This is a genomic window from Streptomyces sp. NWU339, from assembly GCF_003143855.1.
Taxonomy (GTDB): Bacteria; Actinomycetota; Actinomycetes; order Streptomycetales; family Streptomycetaceae; genus Streptomyces.
This window is the reverse complement of the sequence record NZ_QFRK01000060.1, coordinates 18,972-44,817: the sequence shown is the minus strand read 5'-3', so window position 1 is coordinate 44,817 and position 25,846 is coordinate 18,972. Positions and strand designations below refer to the sequence as shown.

Here is a 25,846-nt window from a genome sequence, read left to right as displayed (position 1 = left end):
GTGCTGGCCCCGGCGGGCAGCGGCACCGCCGGGGCGGAGGCCGTCACGGATCCGCCGGGTACGGCCGCGCGGTCGGTGTCCGGGGATGCGGCGACGCCGAAGTCGCAGGTGCCGGTGTGGTGCGAGGGGCTGGCCTGGTCGGCGCTGCCGGTGGACTACCAGCGCATCCTCACCACACTCGCGGACCGGGCCCGGCTCGGTCAGGGGCCGATGACCTGTCAGGAACTGGCCGCCGTCTTCGGCATGGACGTGGTGCCGGCGCGGGTGGAGGCGCTGCGGTCGAAGGCGAAACGGCTGGTGGCCCGTGGCTGGGCGGTGGAGTCGGCGCCGGGCCGGTTCACGCCCGCGACGGGCGTGGCCGGGCCAGGCGGCGGATCATGAGCAGGGTCATCGACCAGTAGACCATCGCCTCCGCGCTGCTGGTGCGGCGTTCGACGTCGCGGACCAGGCGGCGGCTTTGCATCAGGTGGGCGAAACACCGTTCGACGATCCACCGTTTGGGCAGCACCACGAACCCCTTCTGGCCGTCGCTGCGTTTGACGATCGCCAGGACCAGGGCGAACGTGGCCAGGCAGTGCTCGACGAGGCTGCCGGTGTAGCCGCCGTCGGCCCACACCAGCTCCAGCCGGTGGTGCGCGCCGGCCACCCGCGCCAGCAGGACCTGGGCGACGGCGCGGTCGCCGACGTCCGCGCTCGTGACCATCACCCCCAGCAGCAGGCCGAGGGTGTCGACCACGACATGCCGCTTGCGCCCGTTGACCAGTTTGCCGCCGTCGAAGCCGCGGCTGTCGGCGCCGACCACGGCGTCCGCCTTGACGGACTGCGAGTCGATCACACCCGCACTCGGCTCCGCGTCCCGCCCCGCCTTCTCGCGGACCTGCCCGCGCAGCCGGTCGTGGAACTCGCGGATCAGGGCGTGGTCGCGCCAGCGGCGGAAGAACGCGTACACCCGGTCCCACGGCGGGAAGTCGGCGGGCATCGCCCGCCACTTGATTCCGTTGTCCACGAGATAGCCGATCGCGTCCAGTATCTGCCGGTGGCAGTACGCCTCCGGCTGCCCGCCGCGGCCGCGCATCCAGCCCGGCACCGGCAGCAGCGGCCGGACCACGGTCCACTCCGCGTCCGTCATGTCGGTCGGGTACCGACGCTGTCGCTCGGGCCGGTCGGCCGCGTTGCCGTACACGTGCGCGAGGCAATCACACGATGGAGCAGCCGAGTTGGACTCGTCCGGGACCAGCACGGAAGACTGTGACAACAGGGCCTCCTGTTGCTCTATGGATTCGACACCCACGAGCTGTTCAGGAGGCCCTGCCTTCATGCCCTCACCCCGGCAGGATCACCCGACCGGGAACCCGCGTTCGACCACCACCGCTCAAGATCGAAAAGACAACAGCTTCTAAGGCGTCGCGGCCGGTGTCCAGGTGTCGGGTTGTGTGAGTTTGTATGTGGCACGGGCGGTGCGTTCCAGGAGTCCTTGGCGTGCCCACCGGCCCAGGGCGACGCTCAGGCTGTTGATGGGTTTGCGGCCGGTGATGTCGAGCTGTCGCGCAAGATCCCGGGCCGACCAGGTCCGGTCGGTGTCGACCGTCATGATCGTGCAGATCCGCGTCCAGCGGCCGGTGCGTCCCTGGGCCTTCGGGCTGCCGGCGGTCTGGGCGGTTGGCAGCGCGGGTGGGTGGATGGCGATGTCGAGCGCCGTGACGTGGGTGCTCTCCAGGGGGCGGCCGTCACGGTTCCACGTGTGGTAGCGGGAGATTCCGCATTTGACGACGCGCGCGAACACCCGCGGGCGACGCGGCGGCATCAGGGTGCCCAAGACGGCGGCGCCGATGTTCCCGACCAGGTCCACTCGCCAGTCGGAGGCGGTTGAGGGCGTGAGGCCGATCTGGACGACCGTGTCGCGGGCCGCCTCCAAGGCCACGGTGAAGGCGTTGTCACGTTAGCTGACCGGCCTGGGATGATCTTGGAGTTGATCGTGCCGGGGAGGGGTTCGTTCGTGTCGTCCGTGTCGCCGTCGTACAAGGGCCACCGGTACCCGGTGGAGATCATCTCCCACTGCGTCTGGCTGTACTTCCGCTTCCCGCTCAGCTTCCGGGGGGTTGAGGAATTGATGCTCGAGCGCGGCGTCATCGTGTCCCACGAGACGATCCGCCGGTGGTGTCTGAAGTTCGGGCAGTCCTACGCCAACGCGCTGCGCCGCCGGCGTGCGAGGCTGGGCGATAAGTGGCACCTGGACGAGGTCTTCCTCACGATCAACGGCGAGCAGAAGTACCTCTGGCGCGCGGTCGACCAGGACGGCAACGTGCTGGACGTCCTCGTCCAGAACCGGCGCAACAAGGCCGCGGCCAGGCGCTTCTTCCGCAAGCTCCTGAAGAAGACTCGCGCCGTGCCGCGGGTGGTCGTCACCGACAAGCTCCGCTCCTACGGCGCGGCGCACCGCGAGGTCATGCCCTTGGTGGAACACCGCTCGCACAAGGGCCTGAACAACCGGGCGGAGAACAGTCATCAGCCCACCCGGCAGCGGGAACGCGCCATGAAAGGCTTCCGCAGCGTCGGCGGGGCCCAGCGGTTCCTGGCCGCGTTCAGCGGCATCTCACCTCACTTCCGGCCCCGCCGCCACCTGATGACCGCCGCCGGCCACCGCGCCGAGATGACCGTCCGCTTCGTGATCTGGGAGCAGATCACCGGGGCCGCCACCATGCCCGCTGCGGCCTGACCCGAAACTGCCACCCGGCCACACCACACCCTGACACGCCATCAGCCGGTCGCACCCCCACCAACGTGACAACGCCGTGGGTGGAGGTGAGGGTGAAAGCTGGACGAAGCGATCCAGAAGGATACGCGTTCGTCACTTATCTGCCGGGTAGAGCTTGATGTCCTTGTTGACGAAGAGGTGCACGTAGCCGCACTGCCAGCAAATCAGGCCTGTAGCGTTCTCGTCGGCCCAGGCCAACTTCAGGAACTCCATCCCGGTGCTGTTGAGCAAGACGCCCCGCTCTCGGAACACGTCACTCTGGCAGACCAGGCACTCAAGCCAGATCTCCCCCAGTGCTGCACGTACCGGCTTCGCCATCGAGTGAACGCCCCCATCCTTGCTCCCGTGTGGAGAGACGAGACTACGGGACAGTGCGAGCTGCTCACAGACCGCATGAGCGCACAGTAGGGACGGCAGTACGTACGGGGATCTCGCCACCTGATCGCCGAAAGTGCGAGGTAGTGCCTTGTCAAGGCCGCACAGATCCTTGACATCAACGTCTGACACCAACAGGCGCGAACATCGCCGATCAACACCGAACCTCGACGGCCAGTCAACCCCCATCTACTCCCTGGTCGGCACGATCGCCACCGGTGTGACAGCTCTGGCGATCGGGGAGGTCCTGAGCCGCCCGGAACCGTTCTCCGCCGTACCGTTCACGAGCGTCGTCGTCCTGACCGGCCTGGCCGCGCTCCTCAACCGGGTGATGGCCCGCGACCGGCAGCAACTGAAGGACGCCCGCGAGGTCGCCGAGACCGTCCAGCGCGCGGTGCTCCCCACACTTCCCGACCGGATCGGCCCGCTGGACGTGGCCGTCCGGTACCGGGCCGCCGAGAAGGAGGCCGCCATCGGCGGCGACCTCTACGCTATCCGCCCCACCCCCCACGGCGTCCGGCTGCTGATCGCCGACGTGCGGGGCAAGGGGCTGGGCGCGGTGCGGACCGTCAATGCACTGCTCGGAGCCTTCCGCGAGGCCGCCCGCCTCCCCGAACTGACCGCCATGGTCGACTGCTTGGAGGAGCGCGCCCAGGAGTTCAAGGCCGAGGAGGGAAGCGCCGAGTCCTTCACCACCGCCGTCATCGTCGCTGTCTCCGCCGACGGCAGCGAGCTGCACATGGTCAACCTGGGGCATCCCGCGCCGCTCCTTGTCCAAGGGGGCCGGGCGCGTCCACTGGATCCGGCCGTTCCGTCTCTGCCTCTGGGGCTGGGCGACCTGGGGCGCCCGCGGGTGCCGGTCGAGCGGTACCCCCTGCCGCCCGGCGCGACCCTGGTGCTGTTCACCGACGGCCTGGTGGAGGCCCGCGACCGGAACGGCACCTTTTACGACCCCGTGCCGTTCCTGTCCCGCCCCCTCCCGTCCAGCCCCGGCGCGGTTCTGGACGACCTCCTCGACGATCTGGCCCGGCATACCGGCGGGCCCCTGGGCGACGACGCCGCGCTCATGGCCGTTACCCGCCGGCAGAACGCATCCGAAAACGGCTGAGCACGGTCAGTCCCGAGCCAGCCGGGCGCGGTGGGCAGGGAGCGCGACTTTACGACCGGCGGCGCCGCCCACCGGGAGGTGACGCCCTCGGCCGGGCACCGCTCGCACCAGGGGCTGAGCAACCGGGCCGAGAACAGCCACCGGCCCACCCGGCAGCGCGAACGGGCCATGAAGGGCTTCCGTTCCGCCGGCGGAGCCCAGCGGTTCCTGGCCGCGTTCAGTCAGATCTCGCCCCGTTTCAGGCCCCGGCGCCACCTGATGACCGCCGCCGAACACCGCCTGGAGATGACCGCCCGCTTCGCGATCTGGGACCAGGTCACCGGCACGGTCGCCGTACCCACAGCGGCCTGACCCAGGACCGGCACGGAGCCCCCTCACCCCGGCCGCACCCTTAAACCCGCAGCGCCCACAACAAGTTGACAACGCCCGGCGTATGGATCTCCAACACCAAAACCCGCCGCGACAAACTCACCCCCGAACAACGCGCCGCGCTCACGGAGCTGGGCATGCAGTGGGCGTGACGCCCCCGGCGGGCCCTGGCGTCGGTACTCTCCCGGGCTCTGCAGCCGATGCCGGCCAGGGTTGTCCTGTCCCTGCCCGATCCCGCTGACACCCGGCGCTGCTCCTCCTGATCCACGCCCCGAGCACAGCAACAACCCACCGGCCAGTGGATAAGAACTCACGAAACTTAAGACAGCGTCCTCCGTCACGCGATACCACCCCCACGACAGCGATGCCCCGCGGATCTCTCACGTCCAGGACAGTAACCCCACGTCCCTAAACCACCACCGACCAGCAACAACACACCCAAGCCCCGCTGTCTCTCACAACCACTGCCCCAAACCGAGAGATCGCAGCGAAGGTTCCCGGCTCGGTACTGGCGGCGAGTGGACTCGTCGGCGGGTACGGCGTGGCCCGCTGGACCCGGAAGCGGCCGCTGGGCGGGGTCGTCCTCGCCGTGGCGGGGGCCGCTGCGGCGCAGCAGTGGCGGGAGCGGGCCGGTGGGAAGGCCGCCGGGGCGCTGTCGGTCGCCTACGTCGCCGCCTTCGCCGGGTCGCACCCCCTGGCGAAGAAGGTCGGCGCCTGGCCAGCCGTGTTCGGCGCGGCGGGCGCCGTGGCGCTGACGTCGTGGGCGGTGGCCGACCGGCGCGGGTGAGGCGCACGAGGGCGCCCGTCGCAACGGGCGCCCTGCTGTGCTGTGCCCGGCTCAGGACGGGCTGTCCGTCGGCGCCTCGCCCTTCTTGTCCGCGACCCCGACTTCCAGGAGCGCGCTCTCGGACGTTCCCAGGAAGGTCAGACTCTTCGGGTCGAAGACCCAGTGGCCTCCGCTCTCACTCATGGAGTTCCCAGCGTCCGTGTACGTGAGGCCGATGCCGGTCCGGCCCGCACCGTCCTTGGCGTTCTCCACGACGCGTACGCCCGGGAGCTTGGCCACGGCCTGGTAGAGCGCGGCGCTGAGGTCGGGCAGCAAGGACGCCTGGTCGAGGATGGCTCCGACGTACTCGAAGACCGTCTCCGTCAGGCGGTCGCCCTGCAGTACTCCAGGACCGCCCTTGAGATGCTTCAGCAGCGCGTCGGGGTCGGTGGGAAGGTCTTGAAGCTCCTCGAAAGACGGGGAGCCACCCCCCAATCCCATGACTATGTTCGAGGTCGGCCACGAGGTATCAGTTTCTCCCTTCGAGGACAGCGCGACGAGGCGCCTCAGGCCCTCCCTTTTGCCGTCCACGGCGTCCCACTGCTCGCTGCGGACGTTTCCCTCGTAATCGTCCAGGCCCGTTTGGCGCCCCTGGGCATCCCGTACAGGCTTCGAAGGCCCGCCCCATACGTCAGAGGAACCCTGGGACCTGGTGTAGATGTACTGGTCGTCGCGCACCGTGACCGCCGGACGGTCGGCCGCCGCCAGGGCGATCCGGTCCAGCAACTCCGCAGCGGATTCACGGTGTTCGGCCGGGGTGTCACCACCGACGTCGACGGCGGCACTGCTGTCGCCCCGGCCGGCCTGGGTGCTGTCGACCGCCACCACGCCCAGGCCCACCACGGCCACCAGCGCCAGCGGCGCCGCGACGAGGACGAGACGCAGGCCGGGGCGGCGGACAGGCGACACGGGTGATGTGCTGGTCGGTGAGGCAGGGGCCGCACCCGACTGCTCATGGGTGGACTCGTGGGTGAACTGCTTCATCAGGTGTTCCCTCAGAACGCGGTGGCGGTCCTGCGCGAGCACCGGATGTCCCGGCGCGGGCAGCAGCTCGGCCAGGTCCTGGTGGTCGGCCGGCTGATCGCGTCGTCGCGGGTTGGTGTTCATCGCTTCGTCTCCTGCGTGGACCGAGCCGCCTGATGGCGGCTACCCGGTATCTGTCCGACCGCGGCCGAGCGTTGCACTCCGCCCTGCCCGATGCCGGCTTCCGTGCTTCGGCCGGGGCCCGATTCCCGGCCGGTGTCCGCTCCCCGGCCGCCGCGTTCGAGTTCGAGGTCGGTGAGCTCGCGGAGGCGTTTCCTCGCACGCGAGAGCCGGGCCCGTACGGTGCCGACGGCCACGCCCAGGACCTCGGCCACCGTGGCGGTGTCCAGCCCCTCCCACACGCAGAGCGCGAACACTTCGCGCTCCCCGCGGCGCATCCCTCTCAGCGCCCTCTGCGCGGCGGCCAGTTCCTCGGCGTCGGCCTGGCGCCGTACCACCTCCTCGGCGAAGTCCGGGACCGGATCGGGGGGCGGGACTCTGGCGAGCGCGGCCCGGTGTCTTCGTGCCGCCCGCGCCGTGTTGCGCGTGACGTTCGTCGTGATCCCCAGCAGCCACGGGCGCAGACCGGCGTCGTCGCCCGGGAGCACCCGCTCGCGCAGCCGCCATGCCTCCAGGAACGTCAGCGACACGAGGTCGTCGGCCAGGGTCCAGTCGCCGGTCGTCCGGACGGCGTGCCGATGGACCACCGCCGCATGCTCGTCGAAGAGTTGCCTGAAAGCGTCCGGATCTCCGGCTCGCACGCGGGCGCGTAGTGAAGTCTCCACACTCTTCCCTGTCCTCGGGGCGGACCGCGCTGCGGTGATTCACGTCACAGTGGGGTCGGGTCTGCCGCGCACAGCACACCATCCGGGCCTGTGAGTAGCCGCCTCCGCGACAGCCAGCTAACCCGATGGCGACCGGACGGCAGCAGCCACCTGGTCACCTCACGACAGCAGACCGCCCCGCATACACGCCCTGCCACCAGGCAGCCAGCGCTCCACGCTGCTGACGCTCACCTGCTGCTACCAGCACACCCACTCACAACCGCGTCGTGGGACCCGCCCACCAGCTGGTGCAGGCGGACCCGGTGGACAAAGTCCGCGCGCGGGTTGATCAGCGTCACGGTCACGTCGTCGCGCAGCGTCAGCCGGTTCGCGGCCATCACGCCCGCGTATCCGCCACCGATCACGACCACATGCGTGTTCCCCGCCATAGTGCCCCTCCGTTTCCAGGTGTCCGGCCTCAAGACACCGCGCCATCGGCCGCCGTGACAGGCTGTGAGCCAGATCACTCCACGGGGGCTCGGCTGGAGCTGTGACCACATGGGTTCGCCGGGGCGGGTCAGGCCGCGGTTCTCAGAGGGCGTCCGCCGCCTCGCGTTTCGACGTTCTGACAGATGCGATATCTCGGTCTCGTGTCAGTGAACCACCATGGGATATACCGCATCGTGGCAGCGAGCCCCGCTGCCCGTGTCGCCCTCATGTCAGCAGCGGGCAGGCACTCGCCCCCACCGTGACCAGTGAAAAGACGGCGGAAGCAGCCGCTGGCGACTGCCGACCACTCTATTGACGCGAACCCGACACATCGCACCAGGATGGTCACGACGCGGTCGGTGAAGACCAGCTCCTACTCGGGCCGGCGCCCGCCGCCCTCAAGCGCTCGTGGTCACGTCGTCGGTGCAGCTCCGCTTCGCGCGGAGCGCGCCACGGCTCAGTCAACTCCTCGGTCAAATCGCCGAGGTGTTGGCGTGAGATGCCAGTGGAGGCGGGGTGGGGCAAGGTCGGGCGGGCCCACTTCTTGGTCACACGTGAAGAACCCGCGCGGCCGTCCTCATGTCACGGCCGTCCCACGATCAGCTATCACCGGCTGAGTCGCACGTGCCGGATGCGATCACGCCCGGCCCGAAGCAGCGGCCGGCGTGACACCGAGCGCGTCGGCGAGCAGGGCGCGGGACTTCGCACGGGCATCGGGGTCGGGGATGATGTCCTGCACCATGATCTCTTGGGCGCCTGTGGCGGCGGCCATCAGCTGGAGCTGCTCGCGCACCGTGTCGGGGCTGCCCGCCAGCTGGCGCGGCCAGTGGCCGCCGTGGATGACCGTCGGCGCGTCCTTCTCCGCCTTGCTCAGTTCCCGTTCGGCCTCGGCCACGGTCGGGACGGTCGCGGACGACCCCATACGTCCGAGGCGGGCGTAGAGGGCACGTGTGGGCCAGACGAGGCGCCGGGCCTCGGCGTCGGTGTCCGCGACGACGACGTTGACGGCGAGCATCGCGCGGTGGTCGGTACTCCCGAACGCGGTGGGGGTGAAGGCGTGACGATGCCCCAGCAGAGCCTGCTCGCCCCGCGCGGGATTGATGAAGGCGGCGAACGCATAGCCCAGGCCGAGCCGTCCGGCCAGGCGCGCGCTGCTGCCGGAGGAGCCCAGGAGCCACACGTCGGGCCGGGTGGCCACGCCCGCCGTGAGGTCGATCTGCGCGAAGGGGTGGTCTTCGGGGAAGGCGCCGTGCAGGTAGGCCAGGATCTCCTGGACCTGCCCGTCGAAGTCGTCCACAAGCCGTGCGGTGCGGTCCCGGCGCAGCGCCAGGTCGATCACGGGTCCGGTGGTGGCGCGTCCGAGTCCGAGGTCGATCCTGCCGGGGCTGAGGGCTTCGAGTTGCAGGAAGGTCTCGGCGACCTTGAAGGGGCTGTAGTGGTTCAGCAGCACTGCGCCCGAGCCGACGCGTATCCGGCTCGTCTCACGCGCAGCCAGGGCGATGAGCAACTCCGGTGCGTGAGAGGCGAATCCGGGGGTGCCGTGGTGTTCGGTGTACCAGATGCGGTGGTAGCCGAGCTCCTCGGCCTGGCGGGCCGCGTCGAGGGCCGACCGAAGAGCGGTGGTCTTGTCCGTGCCGGGGGTGACCGTGCCGAGTTCGACGAGGGAGAGCTTCATGCCTGGGGCTCCTTGGCGCTGCGTAGGGCCGGATGGTTCGCGGCCAGCCCGTTCTGGTGGGGGATGCCCAGGTGGTCGCGCAGGGTGGTGCCTTCGTACTCGGTGCGGAACACGCCGCGCTTCTGCAGGATCGGCACCACGTGGTCGACGAAGTCCGCCACGCCGTCGGCGGCGTCGGGGGAGATGGTGAAGCCGTTGCCGATGCCGGCCTCGAACCAGTGCTGCAGCATGTCGGCGACCTGCTCGGGGGTGCCCAGGGCCACCGGGTGGTACTGAATGGGCCCGTGGGCGATGATGTCGCGCACCGTCCAGCCCTCCTTCGCCAGGCGCAGGGCCAGCGGCGCGCGCGGATCGCCGGGGTGGGCGCGGGCGTCGCGCAGCAGCTCCTCGTGGACCGGCTTGTCCAGGTCGTCCATGCTCAGCGGGACGCCGATCTGGGTGCCGAGGTAGGCCACCTTGGACGGCAGGTCGCCGAGTTCGTCCAGCTCCCGGCGCCGTTGGAGCGCCTCGCGCTCGGTGGAGGCGACCGAGGTGACGATGCCGTTGAAGACCGTCATGTGGTCCGGGTTCCGGCCGTACGCCTCGGCGGCTCGCCGGACCGCCTGCCAGTGGGCGGTGGCGGAGGAGAGGTCGAAGGGGTTGTTGTAGACGGCGTTCGCGTAGGCACCGGCGAGGGCCAGGCCGTTGGGCCCGCCGCCGGCCTGGAAGACGACGGGCTGTCCCTGGGGGACGGTGGCAGACCCAACGGGCCGCGCGAGAACATGCGCCGTCCGCGCGCCATCACCGGTCGGATCCGTTCGGCGTCGGCGAAGCGCCCGTTCTGGGTGTCCAGCAGCAGCGCGCCCTCGGGCCAGCTGCCCCACAGCGCCATCACGGAGGCGATGAACTCCTCGGCGTGCGCGTAGCGTTCGGCCCGGTCGGGGATCTCGGCGCCGAAGTTCAGTGCGGCGGCGGGGTGCGAGGTGGTGACGGCGTTCCAGCCGATCCGGCCGCCGCTGACCAGGTCCAGGGCACGGAACTGGCGGGCCACGGTGTAGGCGTGGTTGAACGTCGTGGACGCGGTGGCGACCAGCCCGATGCGCTCGGTCTCCCGGGCGAGGGCGGTCAGCACGACGACCGGGTCGAGGGCCGCCTGCGGTGAACTCGTCGCCAGGTCCACCGTGACGGCGGGGGTGTCGGCGAAGAAGATCGCGTCGAGCTTGCCCCGTTCGGCGGTCCGGGCCGCCCGGACGAGGGCGTCGACGTCGATGAAGGCGTTCGCTTGGTCCCCGGGCCAGCGCCAGGCGCCCTGTTCGATGCCCGTACCGCCGATGAGCTGGACGGTCAGGTGCATCTGTGGTTTGTGCATGTCGAATCCCTAGCGATGTGGGATGCCGTCGCCCCGCACTCATAAGCGGAGGTAGCATCCACTTCCGCTCGGGACGATACGGAGGTAGCCTCCGGTACGTCAAGGCTCAGAGTCACGGCCGTACAGGAGGGCCACCATGGCGAGCGGGCAGTCAGGGGAGCGCAGGCCGCGCAGCGACACACTGCGCAATCGCGCCAAGATCCTCGACGTGGCGCTCCGCCACTTCTCCGAGCACGGCATCGGCACCTCACTGGAGGCGATCGCCAAGGACGCCGGCGTCGGCCCCGCCACGCTCTACCGCCACTTCCCCCAACGCGAAGCCCTGCTCGCCGCCGCCCTGCACGTCCGCGGGGAGGAACTGCTCGCCCGCCGCTCCGAGATCGAACGGATCGCGGACCCGGACGAGGCACTGCGGCAGTGGATGCGGGTCCTCGAGGACTACCTGAGCCTCTTCAGCGGGCTGCCCGACCCGGTGATCAGCGCCCTCGAGGAGGGTGACTCCCCGCTCGCCGTGTCCTGCCAGAACCTGATCGCCATCACCGACGAGCTGCTCCGGCCTGCGCAGCGCGACGGTACCGCACGGGCCTCGGTCCAGGCCGACACCCTGTTCCTCTCCGCACTGTCCCTGGCGTGGGTCAGGAGTGCGGGAACTGCGGACAGCGCCTCGCTGGAGGCCTTGCGGGCGATGACGGAGACCGGCTACGCGAGCGGAGCCGGCCGTCGGCCGTAGCCGGGCCACACCCGGCCAAGACCGTCGGCGAGCTACCGGCCGGCCAAGCCGAACAACTCACCCAGATCGCGGCATGACGGCCCCAGCTCGCCGACTCCTGACTCCGCTGCCGCATGGAACGACGACTGTAAGGATTCCACTTTGAAGGTCATTGGCGTCACTGAGTTCGGAGGGCCGGAGGTCCTTGGCATTCACGAGGTTCCGGAGCCGCACGCGGGTCCTGGAGAGGTCCGCATCAGCGTGCGGGCGTTCGCTGTCAGTCCCACCGATACGCTCGTGCGTACAGGGCAGCCGGACACCAGCGGCGTCGAGCCGCCCTACTGTGCTGCGCCAGAAATCCTGAGGGTTAGTTCTCTCCGGCTTGGCTGTCGGGTGGAGTGATCCTGGCGAGGTAGGCGGCGAGGGATGTGAGGATCTCGTCGGCGGTCTTGGTCCAGGTGAACGGTCTGGGGTTCTCGTTCCAGGTGTCGATCCAGTCGCGGATGTCGTTCTCGAGGGCCTTCACGGAGGTGTGGACGCCGCGGCGGATGAGCCTGTCCGTCAGCAGGCCGAACCACCGCTCCACCTGGTTGATCCAGGAGGAGCCGGTCGGCGTGAAGTGCACGTGGAAGCGGGGGTGCCGGGCGAGCCACTGCTGGATCTCGGGGGTCTTGTGGGTGACGTAGTTGTCGCACACCAGGTGCACATCGAGACCGGCGGGCACCGCCTTGTCTATGGCGGTCAGGAACTTCTTGAACTCGATGGCCCGGTGACGGCGGTGAAGCTGGCTGATGACGGTGCCGTCGGCGATGTTGAACGCGGCGAACAGGCTGGTGACGCCGTGCCGCAGGTAGTCGTGAGTACGCCGTTCCGGCATGCCGGGCATCATCGGCAGCACCGGCTGCGAGCGGTCCAGCGCCTGGATCTGGCTCTTCTCGTCCACGCATAACACCACTGCCTTCTCAGGCGGGTTGTGGTACAGGCCGACCACGTCCACGACCTTGTCGACGAACTGCGGGTCGGTGGAGAGCTTGAAGGAGTCCTGCAGGTGCGGCTTGAGGTCGAACCTCTTCCAGATCCGCCCGATGGTGGACTTCGACAGCCCGGTGCGGGCGGCCATCGAGGCCCGCGACCAGTGCGTGTCCCGGCCCGGGGTGGATTCCAGGGTCGCGACAATGACGTCTTCGACCTGGTCGAGCAGGATCGAGGGCGGCCGGCCGGTTCGCGGTTCGTCCTGCAGGCCATCGAGGCGATCGGCTACGAAGCGGGCCCGCCAGCGGTCCACGGTCGACTGGTCGACCCCGAGATCGGCGGCAGCCTGCTTGTTCGTCCCGCCCTCGGCGCACCGCAGCACGATCTTCGCCCGCAGCGCGAGGTACTGGGCGGTCTTCGCCCGCCTCGCCCAGCGCACCAGCTGGGCCCGCTCGTCCTCGGTCAGGACCAGCTCGGACTTCGGCCGGCCGATGGGTGCCTCGTCCGCAAGCCCCGCCAGTCGCTCGGCGGCGAACTTCCCACGCCACTTGCGGACCGTCTTCACGCCGGCACCCACCGCCTGCGCGGCACCCGCATTCGACATGCCATCGGCGCAGGCCAGGATGATCCGGGCCCGCTCAGCCACACGCCGGTCCGGCAGCCCCGCCCGGCGCACCAGCTCGATGCGCTCGTCGTCGGAAAGAACGATCTCTACAGCAGCGGGGCCTCGATGCGTCATGAAAAGAAGGTAGCAACTAACCCTCAGAATTTCTGGCGCAGCACACTACGTGCCCGGCATGGATGCGGCCGGCCTGATCGACGAGGTCGGTGAAGGGGTCGAGGGCTGGTCGGTCGGCGATGAGGTCATGGCAATGGCAATTCCGCTGGCTGGCCATGGCGGTGCCTATGTGCAGAAGCTTGTCGCTCCCGTCGGATCGTTCACCCGCATCCCTGCGAACACGTCACTCGAAGAGGCTTCGACGATCCCGATGAACGGGCTCACCGCGACGCAGATGCTGGAGAAGGTCGCCCTGGCACCGGGACAGGTGCTCGCGGTGTCCGGCGCTGCGGGCCTGCTCGGCAACTATCTCGTGCAGCTCGGCAAGGCGGCCGGACTCACGGTGATCGCTGACGCTGCGGACAAGGACCGCGCCCTGGTCGAGTCCCTCGGCGCAGACCACGTCGTCGAGCGGGGGCCGGGGTTCGCCGACGCGGTCCGCGCCATCGTCCCAGGGGGCGTGGATGCACTTACGGACGCGTCCGTACAGCGGGAGGAGGCGCTGCCGGCCGTCCGTGACGGCGGGGTCTCAATCGACGTGAGGCTCTGGAAAGGGACCGGTGAGCGCGGCATCCGCTTCGAGCAGGCCGTGGTGGCGGATGAGTATCACTCCTTCGGCAAGCTCGACGCGCTGCGCCAGCGAGTGGAAAACAGGCTCCTCACCCCCCGTGTGGCGGAGGTGCTGCCGGCTGCGGAGGCATCGCAGGCGCACCGGCGCCTCGAGGCCGGGGGCGTGCGCGGCCGCTTCGTACTGGTCTGGTGACCGAGGCCGTCGGCTGAAAGGGTTCGACCTCGTCGAATTCTGAGTTAACCCGGCTCGCTCACCTGGAGATCGGTTTCGCTTCAGAAGGGGTCAGATCCAGAGCAGGAGCGCGGCGATGGCGACGGTGGCCTGGTAGAACTCGTGAGGGGCACCGGCCAAAGGCCGGTGCCTTTGCCCCGCAGGGGCGGGCCGCGGGCGCGCAGCGCCCTTCAAGGCGGCCCGGCGCGAAGCGCCCCGCCCGGCCAGGGCGGGCTGGGAACGCCCGCGGCCGCAGGTCGCTCTGGGGCACCCCAGCCCGCAGGGCTGTCCATTACCGTGCCGGCTGCCCGCCACTGGGTCGGGGGCGGGCAGCCGGCGGGGATTGAGGATCAGGCTTCGCGGTGGACGAACTGGAAGCAGTCGTAGAACGAGCCGGTGCCGGTTGCGAATCTGCACCGGAAGGACATGCCGCGACCTGCAGCAACCTCACGTGCCCAGTGGTGAGCTTCCCCTCCCGTCGCAAGGCCAGCAGACGGCGCACCGCCGGCCCCCGCAACGCCCGAACCGACACAGCCGGCAAAACCCCACCCGGCCCCGCCGAGGCCGGTCCCTGCTCTCCCTCATCCACACCCCCGAGCACACCAACCACTCGCCGGCCAGCGGATCAGAACTCACAAGGCTGAGACAGCGTCACCCCGCACGCGATAACACCCCCACGACAGCGATACCCACGGAAATCTCACCCTCATGACAGTGGCCCCGCGCCCCGAAACCGCCACCCACCAGCAACAACACACCCAGACCCCACTGTCCCTCACCCCACTGTCCCGAAACCGAGAGATCGCACAGCCACCATCGCGGCCTTCCTGCGCACCCGGGTCTACCGGCCGGAATCCCTCGTGTGGCTGGAGGGCTACCAAGCCCTCATCCGCTGGCGGGCCGAGAACGAGATCACTGGCCTCTACGCCGTTCCCTATGACGTCGAGACCGAGGTCGGGGCGACCAAGGCGTTTCCGCTGGGGCGGTGGGTGCACCAGCAGAGGAAGACGCTGCGGGGCGGGGAGCTGGAGGAGCGGCGCAAGGAGCTTTTGGACGCCCCGGAGGCCGGCATGGTGTGGGAGCCCGGTGAAGAGGCATGGGAGAACAAGCTCGCCGCGCTGCGCTCCTACCGGCGCGCCACCGGACACCTCGCACCCCGCCAGGACGCCGTCTGGGACGCCCCCGCCGGCGGTCAGCCCGTCCCGGTCGGGCAGCACCTGGCCAACCTCCGCAGGCAAGGCGGCCTCGGCAAAAACCCCGAGCGCGCCGCGGCACGCGCGCAGCAGCTGGCGGCGATCGACCCGGACTGGAACTGCCCCTGGCCCCTCGACTGGCAGCGCCACTACCGCGTCCTCGCGGACCTGGTCGACGCCGACGGTGTACTGCCCGACATCGCACCCGGCGTGCTGATGGACGGCGACGACCTGGGCAAGTGGCTGAAGCGGCAGAAACAGCCGGGCACCTGGAAACTGCTGTCGAGCGAGCAGCAGGAACGGCTGACCAGGCTGGGCGTACAGCCCGCCCAGGCGCCGTCTCCGACCCCGGCGGCCGGGCGTACGGCGAAGGGCCAGGGCAAGGCGCAGCAGGCATTCCAGCGCGGCCTGGCAGCCCTCGCACAGTGGGTGGAACGGGAAGGCGTCCACCGGCCGGTACCAAGGGGCCACAGCGAACAGATCACTATCGACGGCCAGACCGAGCCGGTCACGGTCCGGCTCGGCGTGTGGGTCTCGAACGTGAAATCGAGGCGCGACAAGCTCTCGGACGCGCAGCGGGCCGCCCTCACCGAACTCGGCATGGAATGGGCCTGATGCTCCGCCGGCCGGACGGGTGGTGAATCGGATGGTCAGTGAAGTACACAGTCAGGCCCCCGGGACAAGCGTCCTGGGGGCCGGGCCTGGCGGAGAAGCTCCGTCGATCCCCGCCGATCCCCGCCCGGGGGTTCGGGTGGTGTCCGGTCAGCCGGTGGCGGCCTCCGGCTCGCGGCTCCGGCCAGTGGTCCTCTCGGCGTTTTCCTGGCGCGGCGCCCGGGGGATGACGGCGGAGATCACCGCAGCGAGGATGCCGACACCGCAGCCGATCACCAGGCCGATGCGGAAGCCTCCCTCGGACACCAGGGCGTGGTTGCCGGTCACGGTGGTCATCTGGGCGAGGATCACACCGATCACGGCGGCACCGACGGAGCTGCCCAGCGAGCGCATCAGCGAGTTGAAGCTGTTGGCCGCGGAGGTCTGGCTGCGTGGGACGACGCCCATGATGAGGGCGGGCATGGCGCCGTAGGCGATGCCCACACCGCCCTTGATGATCATGTGGGCGGTCATCAGGCCCGGCGCGGTGCCCATGAGGAGCAGGGCCGCGGCGTAGCCGACGGCGATGACCGAGGCTCCCAGCATGAGGGTGAACTTGGCGCCGCGGGAGTTGATCAGCTTGCCTCCGACGGGCGAGAGGAAGACCTGGATGAGGCCGCCGGGCAGCATCCACAGGCCGGTGGCGAGCATCGACTGGCCCAGGCCGTAACCGGTCTCGGTGGGCAGCATGAGGATCTGCGGAGTGACCAGCATCGTGGCGTACATGCCGATGCCGGTGAAGATCGACGCCGTATTGGTGAGGAGCACCTGCGGGCGGGCGGTGGTCCGGAGGTCGACCAGGGGGTCGCGGGTACGCAGCTCCCACCAGCCCCATGCCAGCAGGACGATCACGGCACCGGTGAAGCAGATGAGGGTCGGGGCGGCGGTCCAGCCCCAGTCGGCGCCCTTGGAGACGGCCAGCAGGAAACAGACGAGGCCGATGGCGAGGGCGACGGTGCCTGGCAGGTCGAAGCGTTGGCCGGCGGCGTCGGCGGCGCCCTTTGGCACCACCTTGAGGATGGCCAGGGCGAGAAGCACGCCAATGACGGCGGTGGCCCAGAACATGACACGCCAGCTGGCGAACTGCGCGACCGCGGCGGCCACCGGCAGGCCCAGGCCGCTGCCGATGCCCAGGGAGGCGCTGATCAGGGCGACGGAGGTGCTGAGCTTCTCCGGCGGAACGGTGTCGCGGAGCAGTGAGACGCAGAGCGCGACGATGCCCAGCCCCATGCCCTGCAGACCCCGGCCGACGATCATGGGTATGACGGAGGAGGCCAGCGCACAGACGGCGGAGCCGACCACCAGGGGCACCAGACAGACGAGAATCATGCGCCGCTTGCCGACCATGTCTCCCAGGCGGCCGGCAACCGGCATGAAGACCGCGCCCACCAGGAGAGTGACGGTGACGGCCCAGGCGGTGTCGGAGGGGGTGGAGTGCAGGATGCGCGGCAGATCGGCGAGAAGGGGCGTGATGAGGGTCTGCATCATCGCCGCGACCGTGCCCACGAGCGCGAGGGTGGCGACCACCACGTTCGCGCGTGGGGCGCTGCGAGTTGTGTCCAAGAGGGGTCTCCACGGAAAAGGCGTCAGGAGCAGCGGGGCGCCGAGCTCCCCCATACGAGGTTTGCATCATACAAATTCTTTGCATCATACAAACGTTTTGCATCTACCAATGCCGAGGGTTTGAATTGCCGCGTGCGAGGATGGACCAGGGGAGCGAGGAAGCCATGCCGAGACCGATCGACGAACTCGCGTACGAGCACATGCTGCTGACCCGCTACACCCTCCACAACCTGACCGGCCGACACACCGAGGGACTCGAGCGCAGCGCGTACGTGCTGCTCAGCCGCCTCCTCGCACAGGGCCCCATGTCGGTGGGCGAGCTCAGCGACGCCTTCGAGCTCGACGTCTCCACAGTTCACCGGCAGACCGCCGCAGCCATGAGGGCGGGCCTGGTCGAACGCATACCCGACCCCGGGGGCGGGATGGCCCGGAAGTTCCGGGTCACCGAGCTCGGCGAGAAGCAGCTGCACGACCACCGGGCCGCGCTGCGGGAAGCCTTCGGCGCACTGCTCGAGGACTGGCCGGACGAGGATTTCGACGCCTTCGTGACCTACCTGCGCCGCTTCAACACAGCCGTCGAACACCGGCGAGGGCGCCCCTGGCCCCGGCCGTGATCTCCAAGAGTGCCCGGCAGGAACCCGCTACAACCCGAAGCCCACACCGCAGACGGTGACACTGCCCCCTTCCCACCGCCCGCCCCGCCAGCACACCACCCGCACACCCCGGGACCAGCGGCAACGCACTCCCCGGCATACCGACCGGCAACCACGTGATGCGAACAGGCAGCCTGTGCCGCTTGGAAAGTCATCGCTGCTGGTCAAGCCGCATATCGGTACTCGTTGATCGCTCCGCCGGGGATGCGGGTGCGTAGGAGTTTGCCGGGATGGCCGTGCCGGCGTTCGGCGGCGGGTTCCTCGCTCACGTCGGGCGGGAGTTGGTCCCGGGCCTGGTGAGGCCGGTGCCCGTTGTAGTGATCTTGGTACCGGCCGAGGACGCGCCGCGCATGGGCCTCGTTCACGATCAGCACGTGGTCCAGGGCCTCCCGGCGGATCGTGCCGATCACGCGCTCGCAGTGGGCGTTCATTCGCGGCGCCCGGGGCGCGCCGAGCAGCACGTCCACGTCCTGGCTCTGTGCGTGAGAACGGGTTCTGGCTCAGCTTCTGTGGTGCGGTCACGCTGCGTGAGAGACTCAGGCAGGGGTGGGCCAATCCCGGTGGCGAGAACCAATCGGCGGTCAGTCCTCCGCCTCTGCGTCCGACCGCTTGCTCAAGAACTGCTTCGCCGCCTCGACCGCTTCCTTATTGAGTTCCTCAAAGGAGACTCCCCAGATCTCCTCCCAGCCGTCCAGGTTGTGCGCGCAGTGGACAAGTGGTTCCAGCTTTTCGGGGTAGTCGAGGTCATAGGCGATGTCTGCCCAGATGAGGTGGGTGCCGGTGGCGGGATCGAGAGATCCATCGGCGATCTGACCGGCGATCCAGTAGGCCATTGCCCACTTTGCGGCCCGAGGGTCAGCGGGCGGGTGGAAGAGCAGTCCCAGCTCCTCCAGCACCTGGTCGAAGAGCGCTGGCGCTTCGGGCTCTTCGCTCCGAAGGAGGCCGGCCAGCATGGCGAGGGAGGGGCTCTCAACCCCAGCAATCAGTGCGTCCAGCCCTGCCTGGATGAGCCGGTCAGACCCGACGTGCCTACCGAATGCTCTCTCGCGCGCCATGCTGCTGAGCTGCTTGATGGCGTCGTCGCGGGTCATCGGAGTCTTCTCGGTCAGCATCTGGGAGAAGAAGGCTCGCACATCCGCCGACGCTGCCGCCATCGAGTTCCTCCCGTCTGGTCGGTGATCAGGACATGAGGACGCGTTTCCGCAGGAGGGCGAAGCCCGCGCGGCCGAACATCTGGCGCTTGAGCATCTTGATCCGGTTGACATGTCCTTCGACGGCGCCGGAGTTCCAGGGCAGGGTGAGACCGGCGATGACGGCGGCGCGATCGCGGTCGATGCCGGCGGCGAGAGTGTGGAGGCTGGGCAGGTCGTCCTGCCGGACGGCGTCGAGCCAGTCCGGCAGGCGCTCGCCCTGGCGCTCGGTGAGCATGGCCGCGAAGGAGCGGACATGGCGGGTGAGGGCGTCCAGTTCGGGGCAGTGGGCCCGGACATGCTTGAGCTGGAGCTGTTCGGTCTCGGTGAGGGTGTCCGGGTGGCGGAGGATCCATCCGGCGACGGCCCGGGGGGAGGGCGGCCGGGCGGTCACCGGTCGTGGTGAGGTGCGTTTGTCGTGCAGGTAGGCGCGAACGCGCTGGTAGCTGCCCTTGTAGCCGAGCGGCACGATCTCCTCCCACAGCTTCCACGCGCTGGTGCAGCCTTCGCCCCAGCGGTCGTCCAGGTAGGGCTTGTAGTCGTCGAGGACGGAGGGGCGGTTCTGCCACTGGCCGGTGAAGAGGTCTTCCGGCTTGGCGGCGTCGGCGTACTTCTTGACGGTGCGGCTGGTCATGCGGAGTTGTCGCTGGATAGAGCGGCGGCTGTGTCCTGCCTCCAGCAGTGCGTGGACGGTGGCGTGCGTGGTGCGGGTGCGGTCGGCGAACCGGTGGCCGGTCGGCCACGGTGAGCCGGACGTCTCTTCCACCGGGGCGGGTGCGGGCTCGGGCTCAGGTGCTCCGGGGACGAGGACGCGCAGGCAGCGGCGGTGCTGCGCAACGGCTCGCTCGGCGGCCTCGCTGAGGTTGTGCCACAGGTGCCACCGGTCCGCGACCTGGACGGCCTGCGGAGCTCCGGCGGCGGCGCCTTCCGCGAAGAACGGCGCGCGGTCGCGGCAGACGACTTCGACACCTGGCCGCTGGGCCAGCCATGCGGCCAGCGTCGATGCCTCCCGGTCTGGCAACAGGTCAACGGGGCGCCGGGTCTCCATATCGACCAGGACCGTGCCGTAATTGCGGCCCTTGCGGGTCGCATACTCATCGACACCAACCACGCGCGGGGCCGGAGGCTCCGGCTCGGGAAGCGCGTCGACCAGCCGCAGGACCGTGCTCCGGCTGACGGCCACCCCGAACACACGGGCCATCCGGGCGCCGGCCCGCCCCGCCAGGGCGAGGCCGACCGCGGCCAGGGTGGAACGCAGCCGCTCGGTCCGCTGACCGTGACGGCGGGTCAGACCGGGTATCTGCTCGACGAAGGTCCGACGCCCGCACGAGACGTTCTGGCAGGTGAACCGACGCACCCGCAGGCGGAGGACAACGCTTCGTCCGGTACTGGGAACATCTACGGGAAACCGCAGGTAGGATCCGTGAACCCGGCTGGACCATGTACCGCAGTCCGGACATGGGGCTCCCGTCGCGGTGCATTGCGCATCAACGTGCACTACCGCGATGTCCACGTCTACCGACAGCACCGCGACGTCCGCGATCGACGGAAACAACAGCTCCTTCAGTCGGAGCACGACCTCTTCCACGGCCCCGAACTGTCAGCCACACCGCACCGGCCACTGCTTGTTTTCGGGCAACTTCCCGACCCTCCGGGAACGGCCCAGCCGTCACTCAGCGTAGCCACACCACAGAAGCTGAGCCAGAACCCGTTCTCGTGAATAGGGCCACGGTGGTGGTCTTGTTCGCGCAGCGCACAACGGGTGCACACGGGAGGGAGGTCTGATCGGCTTGCGTGGAGCTCGCGGACCTCAAGCGTGGCACCCTGCTGCGGCGGCCCTGCCGGTCAGGTGCATGATGAAGCAGACATGGGAGGGAAGGGGGCGGGGATGGCGCACTGGACGGTGGAGAGGCAGGGAGCAACTCCTGCAGGGCCGGAGCGTGTCGGCGGCGCAGGCTGGACGGCCGCGTGGCTGACAGGGGCCGTGACGCTGTCGGCGGAGGGCGCGCTCGCGCTGGTCGTCTACTTCCTGGCGGGCTTGCGGGATGAGCACTATTTCGCCGCCGGCGTCTCGGCCTACGTCGGGTATCTCCTCGTGGCCGTGGTCGCCGTGGTCATGCTCGGCCTGGCGGGGTTGATCGGCTCGGCGGCGGCCGTCCTGCCGGTCGTGCAGCTGTCGCGCTGGTCGGCCCGCAGGACTGGGCGGGCGGAGACGATGCGCTGGTGCCTGGCTGCTTGCGGGGCGTTCGCCACGGCGGCCGCCGTGTGCACCGGGGTGCCGACGGCGCTTCTCGGCGGCAGTTGGACTGTGCTCCCGCTGGTTTTTCTCGTGGCTTTCCTCGGCTTGGTTCCCGCCGTCCTGTGCACTCGGGCCGTGACCGTCCTGCGCGGCACCGGTGGCCGGTTCGGGCTGGCTGCGGTGGTGTTCGTCTGCGGACTGACGCTGTCGGCGGTGGTTTTCGTCGGTGGCCTGGCGGCCTACGGGACTGGCCTGATCCAGGGATACGAGCCGCCACGGCTCACCGACGCGCAGCTCGTCGGTACCTGGACCGACGACCAGGGCGGCACCCTCACCCTCCGGGCTGATGGCACCGCGGTGGCCAACGATCTGGACGTCCGTGCCGCGGAGGCGGCGTACGGCGGGGACGCACCCGAGCAGTGCAGTGGCTCCGGCTCGTGGGCGCAGGGTGCATCGCTGTCCGGAACCCCGCAGCTCGATCTCAGTGTCAGTGGCTGCATGGGGGGCAGCGGCTGGCAGTTCGGCGGCACCGAAGAACAGCCCACCCTCTACTACTGGATCGGCGACCCGGATTCACTCGACCAGTACACATTGCACCGCAGGTCGCCAGTGCCGTAGTTACTGGTGAGCTTGCCTATTCAGGTTTCGCCAGTTCCCCGTGGAGTCCACCCTGCTGGTGACCGTGTGTGTGGCCGTGACGGTTTGAGTCGGTTCAGGCACGAATTTCGTGAGAAGCTGTTGTCTTTTCGATCTTGAGCGGTGGTGGTCGAACGCGGGTTCCCGGTCGGGTGATCCTGCCGGGGTGAGGGCATGAAGGCAGGGCCTCCTGAACAGCTCGTGGGTGTCGAATCCATAGAGCAACAGGAGGCCCTGTTGTCACAGTCTTCCGTGCTGGTCCCGGACGAGTCCAACTCGGCTGCTCCATCGTGTGATTGCCTCGCGCACGTGTACGGCAACGCGGCCGACSGGCCCGAGCGACAGCGTCGGTACCCGACCGACATGACGGACGCGGAGTGGACCGTGGTCCGGCCGCTGCTGCCGGTGCCGGGCTGGATGCGCGGCCGCGGCGGGCAGCCGGAGGCGTACTGCCACCGGCAGATACTGGACGCGATCGGCTATCTCGTGGACAACGGAATCAAGTGGCGGGCGATGCCCGCCGACTTCCCGCCGTGGGACCGGGTGTACGCGTTCTTCCGCCGCTGGCGCGACCACGCCCTGATCCGCGAGTTCCACGACCGGCTGCGCGGGCAGGTCCGCGAGAAGGCGGGGCGGGACGCGGAGCCGAGTGCGGGTGTGATCGACTCGCAGTCCGTCAAGGCGGACGCCGTGGTCGGCGCCGACAGCCGCGGCTTCGACGGCGGCAAACTGGTCAACGGGCGCAAGCGGCATGTCGTGGTCGACACCCTCGGCCTGCTGCTGGGGGTGATGGTCACGAGCGCGGACGTCGGCGACCGCGCCGTCGCCCAGGTCCTGCTGGCGCGGGTGGCCGGCGCGCACCACCGGCTGGAGCTGGTGTGGGCCGACGGCGGCTACACCGGCAGCCTCGTCGAGCACTGCCTGGCCACGTTCGCCCTGGTCCTGGCGATCGTCAAACGCAGCGACGGCCAGAAGGGGTTCGTGGTGCTGCCCAAACGGTGGATCGTCGAACGGTGTTTCGCCCACCTGATGCAAAGCCGCCGCCTGGTCCGCGACGTCGAACGCCGCACCAGCAGCGCGGAGGCGATGGTCTACTGGTCGATGACCCTGCTCATGATCCGCCGCCTGGCCCGGCCACGCCCGTCGCGGGCGTGAACCGGCCCGGCGCCGACTCCACCGCCCAGCCACGGGCCACCAGCCGTTTCGCCTTCGACCGCAGCGCCTCCACCCGCGCCGGCACCACGTCCATGCCGAAGACGGCGGCCAGTTCCTGACAGGTCATCGGCCCCTGACCGAGCCGGGCCCGGTCCGCGAGTGTGGTGAGGATGCGCTGGTAGTCCACCGGCAGCGCCGACCAGGCCAGCCCCTCGCACCACACCGGCACCTGCGACTTCGGCGTCGCCGCATCCCCGGACACCGACCGCGCGGCCGTACCCGGCGGATCCGTGACGGCCTCCGCCCCGGCGGTGCCGCTGCCCGCCGGGGCCAGCACCGCGCCGACCCGCCTGCGGGCGATCACCCACTCCTGCCACTCCAGCTCGGCCGCAGCGAGTTCGGCCTGGATACGGTCGGCCTCCTCCCGCAGCCCGTCCACGCGACGGCGAGCGGCGAGCTCGTGCTCTTCCAGCAGTCCGACGACCGACGGCATCCGCAACCTCCCCAAGCAGTGACCACCCGACAGGCCACCACTCCCACGGAACCACCACCCCTATGCCCGACCAGGCAGAACGCCGTCCTCAAGCTCGGAAAGACAACAGCTTCTGAGCCGTCGTCAGCCAGGGGAATGGCCTCAAAGTCGTCATCACCGTGCGGGATACTTGCCTGGTGGACATATCGAGAGCTTCCTGGGTCAACACGACGCACGATTGGTCCGGCGTCGTCGATGCGGAGCATCTGGCGCATATCCGGCAGTGTCCCGCGGAGTTCGCTCCGGATGGACCTTGGCACCTCGTCCTTGAGGTACTTGCCTATGCTGCCGACGAAGCGTCAAGCAACGGCGGGGGACACTGCGTCGTCGTTCTCCATCCCGACGGTTCCCTGTCTGTCCGGGATGACGGCCGGGGCACCGACACCCGCGTGGACGAGCACGGCCGGAGCGTGAAGAAGCCGGTCATGGCTACGAAGGATCTCCGGTTCTTCGACCTTCCGCAGGTCGAGCTGCTGCCTGACGGCCATCCTCGGCGCGGCATGTCCGTGGTTGCGGCGCTCAGCGAGTGGCTTGTTCATACCAACCGTCGCCTCAACGGGGCCTGGACTCAGCGCTACGAACACGGCATCCCCGTCACCGACCTCGAGCCCGTTGAGGGCGACGGCGCGACCGGGACGCTGGTCCATTTCAAGCCGGCCGAGTCGTTGGGTCCGGTGAGCGTGCCGGCGGCCGGCGACCTTGCGCGCCTGGCCACGGCCTGGCCTCATCTGGAGGTTCAGGTCGATGACCGGCGCAATGACTGACGGATTCGGTGGCAGTGACCGGTCTCTCGTTACAGTGATCAGCTCGCTGTGACGACCGACGCGGTCTGTGGTCGGCGACTGGCGGCGGTCAGCAGGAGCCGTTTGCGCAGGAGGGGGGAGGCTGGCACGACCGAACATTGCACCTGCCGAAAACCTCATCCGCGCAGGTCATGCGGCATGTCGGTACTCGTGGAGGATGCCGCCGAGCCGTTCACGTCTCCGTATGTCGAGGCGAGCGATCTGCTCCGGATCGCTGTTCGGGACCGGCAAGGGGTGCAGAGGGCGGGCGTTGGCGATGCCCTGATGAGGCCGATGGGAGTTGTAGAAGTCCTCGAACTCGCGTAAGGCGTACAGCAGATGCCGCTGGTTCCAGATCAGGGTGCGGTCCAGCAGCTCGCGCCGACAGGTCTGCACCCACCGTTCCATGATCGAGTTCATGCGCGGCATCCGCACCCCGCTGGGCAGCACCTCAATCCCCACCTCGGCGAGGACCGCGTCGAACAGCGAGGGGAACTTCCCGTCCCGGTCCCGGATCAGGAACCGTGCCCGGCAACCGGCGTCTTCGAGGTCCATGACGAGATTCTTCGCTGTCTGCGTCACCCAGGAGGCGCTCGGGTGCGCGGTGGCGCCGAGGATCCGGATCCGCCGGCTGGCATGCTCGATCACCGCGAACACGTACAGGCGCACCCCGGACAGCGTGACCGTCTCCAGGAAGTCGCACGCCAGCAGGGCGTCGGCCTGGGAGCGCAGGAAGTCCGCCCACGTGCTGGAAGCGCGTTCCGGTGCCGGGTCGATCCCAGCCTCCTGGAGGATCTCCCAGACGGTGGAGGCGGCCACCTTGATCCCGAGAACGAGGAGTTCGCCGTGGATGCGGCGATACCCCCAACCAGGATTCTCCCGCGCAAGCCGCAACACCAAGAGCCGGATGGAGCGCACGGTCCGCGGCCTTCCCGAGCGCTTCGGCCGGGAAGCGGCAGCGTGGCGGCGCGCGACCAGATCGCGGTGCCAGCGCAGCACCGTATCCGGACGCACCAGCAACCTCACCCTGCGCAGCACCTCCGACGGCAGCCGGTGCAGCAACGCCGCCAAGAACGCTCGATCGCCCGGGGTGAACCGCACCCTGTCTTTGCCGAGTTGACGCTGAAGCACCGTGATCTGATGGCGCAGGGCGAGGATCTCCGCATCCTTGTCCCGGTCGCTCATCGGTAACAGGCGGACCATGGCGAACGCTTGGGTCACGGTCAGGTAAGCCAGTCGCAGCAGCACGACCGACCATCATGTCGGGACAACCACCAGGT

23 protein-coding genes and 5 pseudogenes are annotated in these 25,846 nt (G+C 69.4%); 13 read left to right on the top strand and 15 right to left on the bottom strand.

Features of this window, described 5'->3' with window-relative positions:
- On the top strand, window positions 1–381 hold a 381-nt coding region (locus DIZ27_RS38165; protein ID WP_258308745.1), incomplete at its 5' end, for a hypothetical protein.
- On the opposite strand, the gene DIZ27_RS38160 is transcribed toward DIZ27_RS38165, so the two are convergent.
- The gene (locus DIZ27_RS38160; protein ID WP_109382969.1) at window positions 338–1,129 is read right to left on the bottom strand and encodes an IS5 family transposase; all 792 of its coding nucleotides are present in this window, start codon (window positions 1,127–1,129) and stop codon (window positions 338–340) included. The genes DIZ27_RS38165 and DIZ27_RS38160 overlap by 44 nt on opposite strands.
- A gap of 267 nt (window positions 1,130–1,396) precedes the next feature.
- Complete coding sequence (locus DIZ27_RS38155; protein WP_109382964.1) at window positions 1,397–1,921, bottom strand: hypothetical protein; 525 nt, start codon at window positions 1,919–1,921, stop codon at window positions 1,397–1,399.
- A gap of 36 nt (window positions 1,922–1,957) precedes the next feature.
- On the opposite strand from DIZ27_RS38155, the gene DIZ27_RS38150 reads away from it, so the two are divergent.
- Complete coding sequence (locus DIZ27_RS38150; RefSeq protein ID WP_258308744.1) at window positions 1,958–2,716, top strand: IS6 family transposase; 759 nt, start codon at window positions 1,958–1,960, stop codon at window positions 2,714–2,716.
- 132 nt (window positions 2,717–2,848) lie between these two features.
- On the opposite strand, the gene DIZ27_RS38145 is transcribed toward DIZ27_RS38150, so the two are convergent.
- A complete protein-coding gene (locus DIZ27_RS38145; protein WP_109382963.1) occupies window positions 2,849–3,073 on the bottom strand; it encodes a hypothetical protein in 225 nt (74 codons plus the stop codon).
- Window positions 3,074–3,350: 277 nt separating this feature from the next.
- Here DIZ27_RS38145 and DIZ27_RS38140 point away from each other — a divergent pair, with 277 nt between their 5' ends.
- From DIZ27_RS38140 to DIZ27_RS38125, 4 genes and pseudogenes are all read left to right on the top strand, one after another.
- Window positions 3,351–4,238, top strand: coding sequence for a PP2C family protein-serine/threonine phosphatase (locus tag DIZ27_RS38140; RefSeq protein WP_258308743.1), 888 nt, complete (start codon window positions 3,351–3,353; stop codon window positions 4,236–4,238).
- Window positions 4,239–4,298: 60 nt separating this feature from the next.
- A pseudogene (locus DIZ27_RS38135) lies at window positions 4,299–4,589 on the top strand (DDE-type integrase/transposase/recombinase); the annotation flags it as partial.
- Between the two features lie 77 nt (window positions 4,590–4,666).
- Window positions 4,667–4,759: pseudogene (locus DIZ27_RS38130) on the top strand (helicase); the annotation flags it as partial.
- 329 nt (window positions 4,760–5,088) lie between these two features.
- Window positions 5,089–5,394 carry a hypothetical protein gene (locus DIZ27_RS38125; protein ID WP_109382960.1) on the top strand — a complete coding sequence of 102 codons (306 nt, stop codon included), beginning with the start codon at window positions 5,089–5,091 and terminating at the stop codon, window positions 5,392–5,394.
- A 51-nt stretch (window positions 5,395–5,445) separates the two neighbouring features.
- On the opposite strand, the gene DIZ27_RS38120 is transcribed toward DIZ27_RS38125, so the two are convergent.
- The 5 genes and pseudogenes from DIZ27_RS38120 to DIZ27_RS38100 all read right to left on the bottom strand — a co-directional run bounded on the left by DIZ27_RS38120 (window position 5,446) and on the right by DIZ27_RS38100 (window position 10,717).
- Entirely contained in the window at window positions 5,446–6,540 is a 1,095-nt protein-coding gene (locus DIZ27_RS38120; protein WP_109382959.1) for a CU044_5270 family protein, read from the bottom strand.
- Window positions 6,537–7,241, bottom strand: coding sequence for an RNA polymerase sigma factor (locus DIZ27_RS38115; protein ID WP_109382958.1), 705 nt, complete (start codon window positions 7,239–7,241; stop codon window positions 6,537–6,539). The genes DIZ27_RS38120 and DIZ27_RS38115 overlap by 4 nt, the downstream gene beginning before the upstream one ends.
- A gap of 254 nt (window positions 7,242–7,495) precedes the next feature.
- Window positions 7,496–7,669 (bottom strand): annotated as a pseudogene (locus DIZ27_RS38110) (oxidoreductase); the annotation flags it as partial.
- A 677-nt stretch (window positions 7,670–8,346) separates the two neighbouring features.
- On the bottom strand, window positions 8,347–9,384 hold the full coding sequence (locus tag DIZ27_RS38105) for an LLM class flavin-dependent oxidoreductase (protein ID WP_109382956.1): 1,038 nt from the start codon (window positions 9,382–9,384) through the stop codon (window positions 8,347–8,349).
- Window positions 9,381–10,717 (bottom strand): annotated as a pseudogene (locus DIZ27_RS38100) (NtaA/DmoA family FMN-dependent monooxygenase). Before DIZ27_RS38100 ends, DIZ27_RS38105 begins: the two are co-directional and overlap by 4 nt.
- 151 nt (window positions 10,718–10,868) lie before the next feature.
- Between DIZ27_RS38100 and DIZ27_RS38095 the strand changes: the two are divergent.
- Window positions 10,869–11,462: a TetR/AcrR family transcriptional regulator gene (locus DIZ27_RS38095; protein WP_109382955.1), complete on the top strand. Its 594-nt coding sequence runs from the start codon at window positions 10,869–10,871 to the stop codon at window positions 11,460–11,462.
- A 346-nt stretch (window positions 11,463–11,808) separates the two neighbouring features.
- Here DIZ27_RS38095 and DIZ27_RS38085 read toward each other — a convergent pair whose 3' ends face one another.
- A complete protein-coding gene (locus tag DIZ27_RS38085) occupies window positions 11,809–13,152 on the bottom strand; it encodes an IS630 family transposase (protein WP_109382954.1) in 1,344 nt (447 codons plus the stop codon).
- Between the two features lie 58 nt (window positions 13,153–13,210).
- On the opposite strand from DIZ27_RS38085, the gene DIZ27_RS38080 reads away from it, so the two are divergent.
- Both DIZ27_RS38080 and DIZ27_RS38070 read left to right on the top strand, forming a co-directional pair.
- Window positions 13,211–13,954 (top strand): zinc-binding dehydrogenase, encoded by a 744-nt coding sequence (locus DIZ27_RS38080; protein ID WP_109382953.1) that lies wholly within the window; start codon window positions 13,211–13,213, stop codon window positions 13,952–13,954.
- An 812-nt stretch (window positions 13,955–14,766) separates the two neighbouring features.
- Window positions 14,767–15,780 (top strand): annotated as a pseudogene (locus DIZ27_RS38070) (helicase associated domain-containing protein); the annotation flags it as partial.
- Between the two features lie 147 nt (window positions 15,781–15,927).
- Here the strand turns inward: DIZ27_RS38070 and DIZ27_RS38065 are convergent.
- Window positions 15,928–17,379: an MFS transporter gene (locus tag DIZ27_RS38065; RefSeq protein ID WP_258308742.1), complete on the bottom strand. Its 1,452-nt coding sequence runs from the start codon at window positions 17,377–17,379 to the stop codon at window positions 15,928–15,930.
- A 164-nt stretch (window positions 17,380–17,543) separates the two neighbouring features.
- Between DIZ27_RS38065 and DIZ27_RS38060 the strand changes: the two genes are divergently transcribed.
- Entirely contained in the window at window positions 17,544–17,993 is a 450-nt protein-coding gene (locus DIZ27_RS38060; RefSeq protein WP_109382950.1) for a MarR family winged helix-turn-helix transcriptional regulator, read from the top strand.
- Between the two features lie 203 nt (window positions 17,994–18,196).
- On the opposite strand, the gene DIZ27_RS38055 is transcribed toward DIZ27_RS38060, so the two are convergent.
- The 3 genes from DIZ27_RS38055 to DIZ27_RS38045 form a co-directional block, all read right to left on the bottom strand.
- On the bottom strand, window positions 18,197–18,499 hold the full coding sequence (locus DIZ27_RS38055; protein WP_258308741.1) for a transposase: 303 nt from the start codon (window positions 18,497–18,499) through the stop codon (window positions 18,197–18,199).
- A 114-nt stretch (window positions 18,500–18,613) separates the two neighbouring features.
- Window positions 18,614–19,186, bottom strand: coding sequence for a hypothetical protein (locus DIZ27_RS38050; RefSeq protein WP_258308740.1), 573 nt, complete (start codon window positions 19,184–19,186; stop codon window positions 18,614–18,616).
- A gap of 25 nt (window positions 19,187–19,211) precedes the next feature.
- Window positions 19,212–20,735: an ISL3 family transposase gene (locus DIZ27_RS38045; RefSeq protein WP_258308747.1), complete on the bottom strand. Its 1,524-nt coding sequence runs from the start codon at window positions 20,733–20,735 to the stop codon at window positions 19,212–19,214.
- A 375-nt stretch (window positions 20,736–21,110) separates the two neighbouring features.
- On the opposite strand from DIZ27_RS38045, the gene DIZ27_RS38040 reads away from it, so the two are divergent.
- Both DIZ27_RS38040 and DIZ27_RS38035 read left to right on the top strand, forming a co-directional pair.
- Window positions 21,111–22,079, top strand: a complete 969-nt coding sequence (locus DIZ27_RS38040; protein WP_146229064.1) for a hypothetical protein — start codon at window positions 21,111–21,113, stop codon at window positions 22,077–22,079.
- 381 nt (window positions 22,080–22,460) lie between these two features.
- Entirely contained in the window at window positions 22,461–23,252 is a 792-nt protein-coding gene (locus DIZ27_RS38035) for an IS5 family transposase (protein WP_109382969.1), read from the top strand.
- Here DIZ27_RS38035 and DIZ27_RS38030 read toward each other — a convergent pair.
- On the bottom strand, window positions 23,209–23,745 hold the full coding sequence (locus DIZ27_RS38030) for a hypothetical protein (RefSeq protein WP_109382947.1): 537 nt from the start codon (window positions 23,743–23,745) through the stop codon (window positions 23,209–23,211). The two genes, DIZ27_RS38035 and DIZ27_RS38030, sit on opposite strands and share 44 nt — an antisense overlap.
- Window positions 23,746–23,921: 176 nt before the next feature.
- Here DIZ27_RS38030 and DIZ27_RS38025 point away from each other — a divergent pair, with 176 nt between their 5' ends.
- Window positions 23,922–24,548 carry an ATP-binding protein gene (locus DIZ27_RS38025; RefSeq protein ID WP_258308739.1) on the top strand — a complete coding sequence of 209 codons (627 nt, stop codon included), beginning with the start codon at window positions 23,922–23,924 and terminating at the stop codon, window positions 24,546–24,548.
- A 168-nt stretch (window positions 24,549–24,716) separates the two neighbouring features.
- Here the strand turns inward: DIZ27_RS38025 and DIZ27_RS38020 are convergent, their stop codons facing one another.
- Window positions 24,717–25,814: an integrase core domain-containing protein gene (locus tag DIZ27_RS38020; RefSeq protein ID WP_109382946.1), complete on the bottom strand. Its 1,098-nt coding sequence runs from the start codon at window positions 25,812–25,814 to the stop codon at window positions 24,717–24,719.
- Between the last annotated feature and the right edge of the window lie 32 nt (window positions 25,815–25,846).